Source organism: Cupriavidus sp. BIS7 (assembly GCF_000292345.1).
GTDB lineage: Bacteria > Pseudomonadota > Gammaproteobacteria > Burkholderiales > Burkholderiaceae > Cupriavidus.
Map to the genome: position 1 here is coordinate 48,460 of NZ_ALOU01000069.1, position 13,667 is coordinate 62,126.

At 64.6% G+C, this 13,667-nt stretch carries 11 protein-coding genes; 7 read left to right on the top strand and 4 right to left on the bottom strand.

The window, feature by feature from the left end; translation table 11 throughout:
• Window positions 1–149 precede the first annotated feature (149 nt).
• Window positions 150–989, bottom strand: coding sequence for an alpha/beta fold hydrolase (locus B552_RS0121930; protein ID WP_237718321.1), 840 nt, complete (start codon window positions 987–989; stop codon window positions 150–152).
• Between the two features lie 87 nt (window positions 990–1,076).
• Complete coding sequence (locus B552_RS0121935; RefSeq protein ID WP_019451206.1) at window positions 1,077–2,144, bottom strand: CaiB/BaiF CoA-transferase family protein; 1,068 nt, start codon at window positions 2,142–2,144, stop codon at window positions 1,077–1,079.
• 231 nt (window positions 2,145–2,375) lie between these two features.
• On the opposite strand from B552_RS0121935, the gene ribBA reads away from it, so the two are divergent.
• The 4 genes from ribBA to B552_RS0121955 all read left to right on the top strand — a co-directional run bounded on the left by ribBA (window position 2,376) and on the right by B552_RS0121955 (window position 5,941).
• Window positions 2,376–3,491, top strand: coding sequence for a bifunctional 3,4-dihydroxy-2-butanone-4-phosphate synthase/GTP cyclohydrolase II (gene ribBA, locus B552_RS0121940; protein ID WP_019451207.1), 1,116 nt, complete (start codon window positions 2,376–2,378; stop codon window positions 3,489–3,491).
• Between the two features lie 79 nt (window positions 3,492–3,570).
• Complete coding sequence (ribH, locus tag B552_RS0121945) at window positions 3,571–4,080, top strand: 6,7-dimethyl-8-ribityllumazine synthase (RefSeq protein WP_019451208.1); 510 nt, start codon at window positions 3,571–3,573, stop codon at window positions 4,078–4,080.
• The gene (gene nusB, locus B552_RS0121950) at window positions 4,073–4,585 is read left to right on the top strand and encodes a transcription antitermination factor NusB (RefSeq protein WP_019451209.1); all 513 of its coding nucleotides are present in this window, start codon (window positions 4,073–4,075) and stop codon (window positions 4,583–4,585) included. Before ribH ends, nusB begins: the two co-directional genes overlap by 8 nt.
• 174 nt (window positions 4,586–4,759) lie before the next feature.
• Window positions 4,760–5,941 (top strand): pyridoxal phosphate-dependent aminotransferase, encoded by a 1,182-nt coding sequence (locus B552_RS0121955; protein WP_019451210.1) that lies wholly within the window; start codon window positions 4,760–4,762, stop codon window positions 5,939–5,941.
• Window positions 5,942–6,159: 218 nt separating this feature from the next.
• Here B552_RS0121955 and B552_RS0121960 read toward each other — a convergent pair whose 3' ends face one another.
• Window positions 6,160–7,224, bottom strand: a complete 1,065-nt coding sequence (locus B552_RS0121960; protein WP_026035924.1) for a lytic transglycosylase domain-containing protein — start codon at window positions 7,222–7,224, stop codon at window positions 6,160–6,162.
• Between the two features lie 647 nt (window positions 7,225–7,871).
• On the opposite strand from B552_RS0121960, the gene ubiD reads away from it, so the two are divergent.
• On the top strand, window positions 7,872–9,395 hold the full coding sequence (ubiD, locus tag B552_RS0121965; protein ID WP_019451212.1) for a 4-hydroxy-3-polyprenylbenzoate decarboxylase: 1,524 nt from the start codon (window positions 7,872–7,874) through the stop codon (window positions 9,393–9,395).
• Between the two features lie 81 nt (window positions 9,396–9,476).
• On the top strand, window positions 9,477–11,486 hold the full coding sequence (locus B552_RS0121970; RefSeq protein WP_019451213.1) for an acetoacetate--CoA ligase: 2,010 nt from the start codon (window positions 9,477–9,479) through the stop codon (window positions 11,484–11,486).
• Here B552_RS0121970 and B552_RS0121975 read toward each other — a convergent pair.
• Window positions 11,483–12,139, bottom strand: coding sequence for a glutathione S-transferase family protein (locus B552_RS0121975; RefSeq protein ID WP_019451214.1), 657 nt, complete (start codon window positions 12,137–12,139; stop codon window positions 11,483–11,485). The genes B552_RS0121970 and B552_RS0121975 overlap by 4 nt on opposite strands.
• 271 nt (window positions 12,140–12,410) lie before the next feature.
• Between B552_RS0121975 and phaZ the strand changes: the two genes are divergently transcribed.
• Window positions 12,411–13,643 (top strand): polyhydroxyalkanoate depolymerase, encoded by a 1,233-nt coding sequence (phaZ, locus tag B552_RS0121980; RefSeq protein WP_019451215.1) that lies wholly within the window; start codon window positions 12,411–12,413, stop codon window positions 13,641–13,643.
• Window positions 13,644–13,667: the final 24 nt, after the last annotated feature.

Consider the following 13,667-nt stretch of genomic DNA (forward strand, 5'->3'; position numbering starts at 1 on the left):
CGGGATCGGGAAAGCCGACCATGAGTCACACGGAGGAAGAGTTTTCGAAAAATAGGGCCGCACGTGGCCCCGCATCCGTGTTTTCGGCGGGATTCTGGATAGCTTGAGCCCTGCTTGGGCGTCGCTTGGCCTCGCTTGGCCTCAAATCGTCACTCGTCCCGCTTTTCGCCCACGGTCTCCACCACCTTGCGCGTCATGATCCAGTCGCCGATCGCCTGCATGACCGGCTGCTCGCGGCCGACGAAGCCATGTTGCGAGAACGCCTCGCACGGCTCGCCGCGCACGCCTTTCGATCCCTGCACCGTGATCAGCGGGATGCTGCCGTGCCTGGCCACGATGGTTCGATATTCCGTCACTGGGCACGGATCATCGTGATGGTGGACGAAGAGTTGGTCGACGTGTGTGGCTGTCCAGTCGAAGTTCCACATTGGCAGGCCGTGCACGTTGCGGCCTCGCCCCGCACTCGGATCGGTGAACGTCGCCGAATGCACCGCGCCATCGATGCGGCCATCGAGCTTGCGCGCCAGGAATGCGCTGGACACCGTGCCGTAACTCGTGCCGACCACGTATATCTTGCTGACACCGAAATCCGCTTTGATCCTGTCGATCGCGGCGCCCACGTCGGCCGCATGCTGGCCCGACGTCCTGTACGTATCGCCGCAATCGTTCCAGTGGTCCTTCGGACAATCGACCAGTACCGTCATTAGCTGATCGGACACCAGATGGCGGCGCGCGCGCACCAGGAAATTGCCACGTAACTGATATACGGGGGCGCCGTTCTGGACTTCCACCCTCAGCACGCCCGGATAGCCGGGAAACAACAGCGCGGCTGTCGTCGGCCTGGAGCCGGGCTTCTTGCTGACCACCAGGTTCAGTTCCGTGCCACGTGGCAGGGTCACGGTCGTGACGCTCTCGTCGAGCGGCGCCTCCTGGGCGAATGCGGAAAAGCTCAGGCACAGTGCAGCCACCACCAATGCGTATCGCATCATTTCCCCTCCCGGTCCCGCCAGTTGAAAACGGCCCCGGCAAGCATACCGGAGGCCACACCACCATAAAGAGGCTGTTTCAGAACAGCCTCATGGCTTGATGTCGATGCTCTGCCCGGAATCGGCATCCGGCGAGAGCGCGCTGAACCTCGGCGCCCCCGATACATCGAGCGCTCCATCCTGCTGCCCGATAAACGTGCCGCGCGCCACGTTATGCGGATGCCGTGCCGCTTCCGCGATGCTGAGCACCGGCGCATAGCAGACATCGGTGCCGCCAAGCAACGCATCCCAATGCGCGCGCGGCTGGCTGGCGAACAGCGTGGTGAACCGTTGCTTCAGCGCGGGCCAACTCGCATGGTCATACTGCCGCGCAGGGTCGACATCGGTCATGCCAAGCTTCTCCAGCAGCAGCGCGTAGAACTGCGGCTCCAGCGCGCCGATCGTGATGAAGCCGCCGTCGGCACAGGCATAGACATCGTAGAACGGTGATTGATGGAATGGGCTCGGCGCCGGTCCGCCGAGTTGCCCGTTATTGCGCACCCACAGCGCGATGCCACCGAGCATCGCCACCATGTCGACGATGGCGCCGTCTACGACGCGGCCTCGCCCGGTGGCACGGGCGTCGAGCATCGCGCAGACGATGCCGAATGCCAGCCCCAGCGCGCCGCCCGCATCGCCAAGCACGGTGGGCGGGATCATCGGCGCCTCGCCCGGCCTGGCCGACAGCGACAGCATGCCGGTCAGCGCCACGTAGTTCAGATCGTGCCCGGCGGTCTGCGCAAGCGGGCCGGACTGGCCCCAACCCGTCATGCGGCCATACACCAGCTTCGGATTGCGCGCGGCGCAATCGGCCGGGCCCAGGCCGAGCCGCTCCATCACGCCGGGCCGATTGCCCTCGATCAAGGCATCGGCCTGCTCCACCAGGCGCATCGCCTCGGCCAGATCGCCGGGCTGCTTCAGATCCAGCGGGCGGATGATCTTGCCGCGCCGCAGCGGGCTGGCCTTGTCGCCACCAAGCTGCTCGGCCACGGCCACACGCTGGCGCCGCGCGATAACCGTCACTTCCGCGCCCATGTCGGCCAGCATGCGGCCAGCCAGCGGCCCGGGGCCAATCCCTTCGAACTCGACAATGCGGATGCCTTGCAGCGGCGGGGTCATGCGTGATCTCCTGGTCAGTGCGGCAACTGCAAAACGGCAATTACACCGTTAAGTGCCTTTTTATTCATATTCGTACAAGACCCCAGCCCGATGCGGGTCGGGTCAAGGCGGGCCAGCAATGCACGGCTTGGCGTACAATAGCGGCCTTGATTTCACCGGCGTCGCAGCATTCTGCCGCCGGCCCTGCCCGCCGAAAAGCATTCCGCTCGCCATTCTTACGTCGCCCCAGCCATGACTATCTCTCGTATCGAAGACATCATTGCCGACATTCGTGCCGGCCGCATGGTCATCCTTGTAGACGAGGAAGACCGTGAAAATGAGGGTGACCTTGTCCTGGCAGCTGATTTCGTAACGCCCGAGGCCATCAATTTCATGGCCAAGTACGGCCGTGGCCTGATCTGCCTGACGCTGACCGCCGAGCGTTGCCGCCAGCTGGAGCTGTATCCGATGGTGTCGCGCAACGGCACGGTACACGGCACCAACTTCACCGTCTCGATCGAGGCGGCCGAAGGCGTGACCACCGGCATTTCGGCCGCAGACCGCTCGCGCACCGTGCAGGCTGCCGTGGCGCGCGACGCCAAGGCGAGCGACCTGGTCCAGCCCGGCCACATCTTCCCGCTGACGGCCCAGCCCGGCGGCGTGCTGATCCGCGCTGGCCACACCGAGGCCGGCTGCGACCTCGGCGCGCTGGCCGGCGTGACGCCCGCGGCGGTGATCTGCGAAATCATGAAGGACGACGGTACGATGGCGCGGCTGCCGGACCTGATCGAGTTCGCGCAAGAGCACGACCTCAAGATCGGTACGATCGCCGACCTCATCCACTACCGCAGCCGCACCGAAAGCATCATCGAACGGATGGGCGAGCGCGAGATGCAGACGCCGTGGGGTACGTTCCACAGCGTGCTGTATCGTGACAAGCCGACCGGCCGCGCCCATGTGGCGCTGGTCAAGGGCAAGCCACACCCCGAACGCGAGACGCTGGTGCGTGTGCACGAGCCGCTGTCCGTGCTGGACATGCTCGAAGCCGGCCGTACCACCCACTCATGGGGCCTTCCGGCTGCGCTGGAAGTGCTGCACGGCGCCGAGCACGGCGTGATGGTGCTGCTGAACTGTGGCGATTCGCCCGAACTGCTGTTCGAACAGTTCGCCGCGCTCGATGCCCCGCACAACCGTCCGCGCCGCAAGCCGGACCTGCGCACCTACGGCGTGGGCGCACAGATCCTGCGCGACGTGGGCGTGGGCAAGATGCGCGTGCTGGGTTCGCCGCAGAAGATGCCGAGCATGACCGGCTACGACCTGGAGATCGTCGGCTGCCAGTCGATGAGTGGCGAGCCGAACTGCGATTGAGCGGGAACCGGGCATACCGATAGACCTGGCGGCGGCGCGTCCCGCGCGGCTGCCTGACCGAATCACTGGAGAAATAACGATGGATCACGGCTTCTACGAGAGCAACCTCGACGGCGAAGGCCTGCGTATCGGTATCGTGCAGGCCCGCTTCAACGAGCCCGTCTGCGACGAGCTGCGCGAGGCCTGCGTGGCCGAACTGGAAAAGCTGGGTGTCGAAGGCGAAGACACGCTGCTGGTCACCGTGCCGGGCGCGCTGGAAGTGCCGCTGGCGCTGCAGAAGATGGCCGAGAGCGGCCAGTTCGACGCACTGATCGCGCTGGGCGCGGTGGTGCGCGGCGAGACCTACCACTTCGAACTGGTTTCGAACGAGTCCGGCGCTGGCATCTCCCGCGTTGGCCTTGACTTCAATGTACCGATCGCCAACGGCATCCTGACCGTCGACACGGACGCCCAGGCCCACGCCCGCACGCGTGAGAAGGGCCGCGACTGCGCCCGCACCGCCGTGGAAATGGCGAACCTGGTCGTCGCGCTCGATTCGCTGCGCGAGCACGGTGCCGAAGACGAAGAAGACGAGGAAGATGATGAGTGATGCGCCCGACACCGGCGACAAGGGCGTGAGCGACAAGGCTGCCGGCGCCAAGGCTCGCACCGAGCCGAAGGCACCGCCCAAGAGCGCACGCCGCCGTTCGCGCGAACTCGCGCTTCAGGGCCTCTACCAGTGGCTGCTGAACCGTAACGATATTGGCGCCATTCAGGCCCACCTGCGCGATGCCCAGGGCTTCAACAAGGCTGACCGTGAGCACTTCGATGCCCTGCTGGGCGGCGCCGTGCGCGAGGAAGCTCGCCTGACGGCCGCTTTCGAGCCGTTCCTGGACCGTAAGGTCGACGAACTGTCGCCGGTGGAACGCGCGGCGCTGCTGGTTGGCAGCTACGAGCTTGTGCATTGCCTGGACATCCCGTACAAGGTCGTCATCAACGAGGCCGTCGAGTTGACCAAGACCTTCGGCGGCGTGGAAGGCTACAAGTACGTCAACGGCGTGCTCGACAAGTTGGCCGCACAGGTGCGCGCTCCGGAAGTATCGGCCCGCCGCTGATTCGCGCATTTCAAACAGATGTTGCATTTCTGTGCAGGGCATCCGATGATGCCCTGCGCCGGCAAGACACCCGCCTCGGCGGGTGTTTTTGTTTGATGACCCGATTTCCCGCGTGCGCGCCAAGGTGCCACGCCAACCTTTTTGCGGCCCTCTGACGGGCCAGCCCCGATTGCCATGGACTTCCCGCGCCTTGCCACCGCTTCCCGCCTCGCCCACATCGACGCCTTCCACGTGATGGAACTGGCCAAGCAGGCCGCCGAACTGGAACGCGCCGGGCGCCACATCATCCATATGGGCATCGGCGAACCCGACTTCACGGCCCCGGCGCCCGTGATCCATGCCGCCGAGGCGGCGATGCGCCGCGGCGTCACCCAGTACACGGGCGCACTTGGCATCCACGCGCTGCGCGAGGCAATCGCCGGTTACTACAAGACCGCCTATGGGCTGGACGTCCCGGCACGTCGCGTGATTGTCACGGCCGGGGCGTCGGGTGCGCTGCTGCTGGCCTGCGCCGTGCTTGTGGAAATCGGTGCCGAGGTGCTGATGCCGGACCCGAGTTATCCGTGCAACCGGCATTTCGTGGCGGCGTTCGACGGCCATGCCAAGATGATTCCGAGCGGCCCGGACGAGCGCTTCCAGCTCACCGCCGCCCAGGTGACCGAGCACTGGGGCGAGAATACGCGCGGCGTGCTGCTGGCATCGCCGTCGAACCCGACCGGCACGTCTATCCTGCCCGACGAACTCAAGGCGATCCTGGCCGAGGTCCGCAAGCGCCAGGGCTTTGCCATCCTCGACGAGATTTACCAGGGCCTGTCGTATGACGCGCCGCCGGTCTCGGCGTTGTCGCTCGATGACAATGTGGTGACCGTCAACAGTTTCTCGAAGTACTTCAACATGACTGGCTGGCGCCTGGGCTGGCTGGTGGTGCCGGACTCGCTGGTGCCGGCGTTCGAGAAGGTGGCGCAGAATCTGTTCATCTGCCCATCGGCCGTGGCCCAGCACGCGGCACTGGCCTGCTTCTCGCCCGAGGCATTGGCGATCTACGACGAACGCAAGGCCGAATTCCGCCGCCGCCGCGATGCGATCCTGCCCGCACTGGAAGCGCTGGGCCTGCGCGTGCCGGTCAAGCCGGACGGCGCGTTCTACGTCTACGCCGATTGCCGCCATGTGAACCACCCCGCCGCCGGCGACGCCGACCGCCTGACGCAGGCCATCCTGCACGACGCCGGCGTGGTCATGGTACCCGGCACGGACTTCGGCCCGCACACGGCGCGCGACTACATCCGGATCTCGTACGCCACGTCGATGGCGAATATCGAGGACGCGATGCAGCGGCTGCATCATTTCTTGCGGTGAGGGCGTTCGCGATTCGCCCGCAGGTCTGCTCCCCTCTCCCGCCTGCGGGAGAGGGGCTGGGGGAGAGGGCCGGCGCATCAAATGCTGCCGTGCTGGATCAAACCGACAGCTTTGCGGCGTTGGCCGTCAAACAACCGGCAGGCTTGCGAAAGTTGTCCGCAAACGAAAAAAGCGCACCAGCTGGTGCGCTTTTTTCGTTTGCAGCGTGAATCCGCCGATCAGGCCGACTGTGCCGTATTGCCCGAGGCTTCGAGCTTCTCGTTGCCCTGGTGATGCTCGGCCTGCGTCTTCGCGTCGCCGGCCGAAGCCCGCTCGGAGTTCGGCAGGCCCAGCAGTGCACGCAGGCGCGCACGCTCAGCCAGCACCTTGGCGCCATAGCCGCCGTCGGTATTGCTCGTGGAGCCCACGTAGTACTTCAGGCCGCCTTCGAGCGAACCAGCGCGCGCGATGCAGTCCTTCAGAACCAGCGCACCAATCTTGATGTTGGCGTACGGATTCAGCGCGGCGGACACGCCGCCCACGGCCTCGTACTTGTCCTGGTGGACCTTCGTCATCACCTGCATCAGGCCCTGCGCACCGACGCCGCTTTCGGCATACGGATTGAAGCTCGATTCGATGGCAATCACGCCAAGGATCAGCAGCGGATCAATGCCAACCTCGCGGCCGGTCATGTATGCGGCCTTCACGAGCTGGGCAGTCGCCTGCGTCGCCACGCGGTACTTGCGGGCGATGTATTCAGCCACGGCGGCCTGTTCGCGCGCGGAACCGAGCGCGGACGTGCTGCGCGCGTCGAGCGCCACACGCTGGACCGGAATCTGGGCGGCCAGATGGGCTACCGACGGCACCTTGCCTGCTGCCGTCTGGCTCCACTCGTCCACGCCCGATACGGACGGCAGACCCGTGGCGCCATGGCCGACGGCGGCCATCAGGCGCGAAGCGGCCACGTCGGCCGACATCGCCGGCACGTTGCTGCTGGCCGGGGCATCGGTCATCGCTGCCTCGACCAGTACGGCCGGTGCTTCGTTGCCTGCCAGCGCGCCGGCAAGCGACGTCCGCCATTGCTGGCTGACAGTCAGGGTGACCGCTGCGGCCACCGACAACACCCCAAGACTGTTCAGGGTGTACTTCAAGGTTGTGCGGCCGCCGCGCAGCAACGCGCGACCTGCCACCGGATGGGCCAGTCGCACTTGCAGTGCACGGCTCACACCGGGAACCGGCTGTCTGAAGCGGACCTGCAATGCCCGCCCGATGCCGGGAAGATGAAGGGTTTTCCAACCGCTCATACTTACCTCCATCCGCTGCCCGCTGCGCGCGCCTGACAACTGCGCGTGCCCGATCTCAACGTACTCAAGTAAGGATGCTGCGCCACCTAGCAGGGGTGTCCAGCATCTGTTGGCAGGCGCTCCCCATGCGCCCAACGAGAAACAGGGTACGAACCTGGGGAGCCGCACCCTGCCACTAAATACTCATCAACGCCCTGGCGTCCCACCAGGGGACCACGCATCTGGGCACCTCCCGGGAGCCTCTTGATGGCAGTCGATTGAGTTGTTGTATTTGCAGTTAATTCGTCGTCACCCTATTGACAGAGGATCAGAAGACATGCTGCAACGCAACACCTCACAGAGCAGAGCGGATTGTAGGAACGCTTTTATAACCCGTCAAGCATAACGAAACGAAAACATACTACTTTTTGAAATATGTAACGGCGCCTTTTGCGCGATCCGTGCTGCACCTGCAAACCCCGAATCACAGGCCAGGCCTAGCATTGCGTACCGTTGCCCGATTGGCTGACCTCGCAAATTACTTACAATTTCGATTTGCCCGCAGGTACGATTTTTTTGCGCCTTTGAGGCGGCGTGTGTATCGTCACACACATTGGAAACGTCGCGCCGAAGCTTGCCGCGACGCCGCATCCCGAACCGATTTCACTATGCAATACAAAGACTTGCGCGATTTCATCAGTCAGCTCGAACAGCGCGGCGAGCTGAAACGCGTGGCAACGCCGGTATCCCCGAACCTCGAGATGACCGAGATCTGCGACCGGCTGCTGCGCGCGAACGGCCCGGCCGTGCTGTTCCAGCAGCCGCGTAGCGACAGTGGCGATATATATAAAGTGCCAGTCCTGGCAAATCTGTTCGGGACGACGCAACGTGTGGCGCTGGGCATGGGCGCATCGTCGCTAGAAGATTTGCGCGATATAGGACGTGTACTTTCCGCGCTCAAGGAACCCGAGCCGCCGCGCGGCCTGCGTGAGGCAGGCAAGCTGTTCACGCTGGCCAAGTCCGTATGGGACATGGCACCCAAACGCGTGAGCAGCCCCGCTTGCCAGGAAATCGTCTGGGAAGGCAACGACGTGGACCTCGCTCGCCTGCCGATCCAGACGTGCTGGCCCGGCGATGCCGCGCCGCTGATCACGTGGGGCCTGGTCGTGACGAAGGGCCCGCACAAGAAACGCCAGAATCTTGGCATCTATCGGCAGCAGGTGATCAGCCGCAACCAGGTCATCATGCGCTGGCTGGCCCATCGCGGTGGCGCCCTTGATTTCCGCGAGCATGCGCTGGCCAACCCGGGCAAGCCGTTCCCGATCGCCGTGGCGCTTGGCGCCGACCCCGCCACCATCCTGGGCGCCGTCACCCCGGTACCCGATACGCTTTCCGAGTACCAGTTCGCCGGCCTTCTGCGTGGCAGCCGCACCGCGCTGGCCGGCTGCATCACGCCCACACTATCCGAGCTTTCGGTACCCGCCTCCGCCGAATTCGTTCTCGAAGGCCACATCCAGCCCGATCCGAACCATCCGTCCGGCTACCAGCACGCGCTGGAAGGGCCGTATGGCGATCACACCGGCTATTACAACGAGAAGGACTGGTTCCCGGTCTTCACGATCGACCGGATCACCATGCGGCGTGACCCGATCTATCACTCGACGTACACGGGCAAGCCGCCCGACGAGCCGGCCGTGCTTGGCGTGGCACTGAACGAGGTCTTCGTGCCGCTGTTGCAGAAGCAGTTTCCGGAGATCACCGACTTCTATCTGCCGCCCGAAGGCTGCAGCTACCGCATGGCGCTGGTCCGCATGAAGAAGCAGTACGCGGGCCATGCCAAGCGCGTGATGTTCGGCGTCTGGAGCTTCCTGCGGCAGTTCATGTACACGAAGTTCATCGTTGTGGTGGATGACGATATCGACGTGCGCGACTGGAAGGAAGTGATCTGGGCCATCACCACGCGCGTGGACCCGACCCGCGACACCGTGATGGTGGACAACACGCCGATCGACTACCTCGACTTCGCATCGCCGGTCTCGGGGCTGGGATCGAAGATGGGCATCGACGCCACCGACAAATGGCCCGGCGAGACCACACGCGAATGGGGCACGCCGATCACCATGGACCCGGCGGTCAAGGCTCGCGTGGATGAACTGTGGGGCTCACTGTTCGAGGCAGGCACCAGCAAATAGCGCGATTGCCCGCTATCATCGGCAATCCACACGACAACAACCACGCTAATGGCCCGCGCAGACGGGCTGCGGAGGAGACAGATGACCGTTGCAACGGAGGCTGGGAAGCCACTGTGGACGCCGTCGGCCGCGTTCGCCGAAGGTAGCCGCCTGGCTGCGTACATGGCATGGCTGCGCCGCGAGCGCGGCCTTGACTTCAAGGACTACGCCAGCCTCTGGCAATGGTCGGTCACCGATATCGAAGCGTTCTGGCAGACCATCGTCGATTACTTCGACGTGCGCTTCGACACCCCTGCGCAGCGCGTGCTCGATCGCCGCACCATGCCGGGAGCGCGCTGGTTTGAAGGCGCCACGCTCAACTACGTCCAGCAGGTATTTCGCCACGCAGGCACGGGCGTTGCACGCCAACGCGCGGCCATTCGCCATGCAGGCGAAGCGCAACCGCTGGCCGATATCAGCTGGGACACGCTGGAAGCGCAGGTTGCGTCCGTCGCTCATGCCCTGCGGCAAATGGGCGTTACGCGCGGCGACCGCGTGGCTGGTTACCTGCCCAATGTGCCGGCGACGATCGTCGCGTTCCTGGCCACCGCCAGCGTGGGCGCAATCTGGTCCGGCTGCGCGCCCGACATGGGCCAGGTGGCGGTGATTGACCGCTTCCGGCAGATCGAGCCGAAGGTGCTGATCGCCGTCGATGGCTACCGCTATGGCGGCAAGACGTACGATCGGGCACCTGTGATCGCAGATCTCGTCGCCGCGCTGCCGTCGCTGACCGATCTTTTGATCGTGCCGTCGATAGGCAGTGACATCACTGTCGAGCCGCGCGTGCGCCGCCATGCCTGGGCCGACGCGCTGGCGCACGACGTGCCACTGCAGATCACTGCGGTGTCGTTCGATCATCCGTTGTGGATCGTCTACTCGTCCGGCACCACGGGCATGCCCAAGCCGATCGTGCACGGTCACGGCGGCGTCGTGATCGAACAGATCAAGCTGATGGCGCTCCATAACAACCTCGGCCCCGACGATGTGTTCCACTGGTACAGCAGCAGCGGCTGGATCATGTGGAACGCACAGGTGGCGGGATTGATGCTCGGCGCGACCATCGCGCTCTACGACGGCAACCCCGCCTGGCCCGACGCCGGCGTGTTGTGGCGCTTTGTCGATGAAGCACGCGTGACGATGTTCGGCGCGGGCGCAGCGTTCTTCACCAACTGCATGAAGGCTGGCGTCGAGCCTGCGAAAATCGCCGATGTCTCGCGCCTGCGTGGGCTCGGCTCCACGGGATCGCCATTGCCGGAGGAAGCGTACGACTGGGTCTACCGACATGTGCGTTCGGACATCTGGCTGGTGCCGATGTCAGGCGGCACCGACTTTGCCGGATCGTTCGTGGCCGGATGCCCGCTGCTGCCCGTCTACGCGGGCGAGATGCAGTGCCGCTGCCTGGGTGCAAAGGTGGAAGCGTTCGATGACCATGGCCGCGCGATGATCGACGAGGTGGGCGAACTGGTCTGTACCGAGCCGATGCCTTCGATGCCGCTGTTCCTGTGGGGCGACGCTGACGGCAAACGCTACCGAGACAGCTATTTCGACACCTACCCGAACGCGTGGCGCCACGGCGACTGGATCCGCATCACACCGCGCGGCGGCGCCATCATCTATGGCCGCTCGGATGCGACGATCAACCGGTATGGCATCCGCATGGGCACGAGCGAGTTGTATCGCGTAGTCGAAGAGCTGCCCGAAGTGCTCGACAGCATGGTGGTCGATCTCGAATACCTGGGCCGCGAATCTTACATGCCGCTGTTCGTGGTGCTGCGCGAAGGGGTGACCCTTGACGATGCGCTGCGCGAGACACTGCGCGCCCGGATTCGCACGGCGCTGTCGTCGCGCCATGTGCCGAACGAGATCCTGCAGGTGCACGGCGTGCCGCGCACGCTGTCAGGCAAGAAGATGGAAGTGCCGATCAAGAAGCTGCTGCTTGGCCACGCGCCGGAGAAGATCGCCAATCGCGACGCAATGGCGAACCCCGAGTGCCTGGACTGGTACTTCGCTTACGCGGCCGACTATCTCTCTCGCACGACGCAGGCGGCCTAAAACTCGACATCGAGTTCGGTGATCTCGTCGGGTTCCTCACGCGCGGCACTAATCCATTCCTGCATCTCGGGCATGGCCAGTATCGTCTTGCAGAACTCGACGAGCGGCGCCTCCAGTTTCACGCCATACGTTACGAAGCGCGTGACAACGGGCGCGTACATCGCGTCAGCCATGGTGCGATGCTTGCCGAACAGATACGGGCCGCCGTAGCGCTGCAGGCACTCGGTCCAGATCTCGGTGATGCGGTCGATATCCGCCTGCGCACGCGACCAGACTTTCAGGCCCGGGAAATGCCCCTTGAGATTCATCGGCAGCGCTGCGCGCATCGCGGCAAAGCCGGAATGCATCTCTCCGCAGATCGCCCGGCAATACGCGCGTGCCACCAGATCGTCGGGCAGCAGCTTCGCCTTTGGCCGGATTTCATTGAGGTACTCGGCAATCGCCAGGGTGTCCCAAACGGTGACACCCTGATGGCGCAGACACGGCACCAGGATCGATGGCGACAGCAACAGGATTTCTGCACGCGCCGCAGGATCATCCGGCGGCACCAGCACCTCCTCGAATTCGAGCCCGGCAAAGCGGGCCAGCAGCCATCCACGCAGTGACCAGGACGAATATGTCTTGCTGCTGATCGTCAGCGTTGTCTTCGACATCGTGCCTCCTCTGCCCCCGGGGCATTGTGCGATGTTCGCTAAGCAGTATCGGCGGCGCACGCGCGTTCCGCCAGTACGCACCCGCGCGGTGCGCTGCGGCGGGGACGAGCACCAGTGCGACGCCGCGCATCCCCACGTCAAAGCGCCGGCGGGCAGCGTTGCCCACTTTACGTGCCCTCGCGCACGAAATTTGCAAGCCGCGTGCCAACATGGGTACCGATGGCATATATATTGCGGCAATGGGGCTCGACGAAAGTGGGGGGACCGAGCCATGCTCTACCAGGCTTACCAGACCTATGCGGACATGATGCAGCCGGCATGCTCGCTGGCCGACATCATCGCCACGCTGATCGCGGGCTATCGCCGTGCCGACGATAGCGAGTCGCTGCGCTCGTTGCGCGCCGGCTGCGAGGTGCTGGCGCTCGCTCGGCTGACCCACTACCGCCCGCCATTCAGCATCGAGCACGTCAAGGTGAATGGTCACGGCGACGACGTTCCCGTGATCGAGGAAGTCGTCACACGTACACCATTCTGCACGTTGCTTCGCTTTCGCCGTGAAGGGGCGGCGCAGCAGCCACGTGTGCTGCTGGTAGCACCCATGTCCGGCCACTTCGCCACGCTGCTACGTGGCACCGTGGAGACGATGCTCCGCGACCATGACGTCTACATTACCGATTGGCACAACCCGCGCGACGTTCCACTGGCTTGTGGCCGCTTTGGCTTCGATGAATTCGTGCAGCATCTGATCGCTTTCCTGCACGCGTTGGGCGGCAACACGCATGTTGTGGCCGTGTGCCAGCCGACAGTGGCAGCATTGGCCGCCGTTGCGCTGATGGCCGAGGACGGCGACCCCGCACAACCGCCGAGCCTGACGCTGATGGCTGGTCCGATCGATGCGCGCGTGAACCCGACCAGGGTCAATGAACTGGCCACTAGCCGCCCGATCGAGTGGTTCGAGAGCACCCTGATCGGTTACGTGCCGTGGCGCTTCCCGGGCGCGATGCGGCGCGTGTATCCAGGCTTCCTGCAACTGCTGGCGTTCATGAGCATGAATCGGGAGCGCCACGAGCAGGCGCTGCGCGACCTGTATGACCTGCGCATGCGCGGCGAACACGCGAAAGCCGACGAGATCCAGTCCTTCTACAACGAGTACTTTGCGACGATGGACCTGACGGCCGAGTTCTATCTCGAAACCGTCAGCCTGGTGTTCCAGCGGTTCCTGCTTGCGCAGAAACTGCTGGACGTTGCGGGGCGCCGCGTGTCGACGGATGCGATCCGCCGCACCGCGCTGCTGACCGTGGAAGGCGAGCGTGACGATATCTGCGCCATCGGCCAGACCATGGCCGCGCAGGACCTGTGCGCAAGCCTGCGCCCGTACATGCGCATGCATCACATCCAGACCGGCGTGGGCCACTACGGCGTGTTCAACGGCAAGCGCTGGGAAGGCCAGGTCTACCCGCTGCTGCGGGAGACCATCCACATGAGCGACGAGATGTTCGGCTGAGCCTGGAGGAGGCCGTCGCTGCGC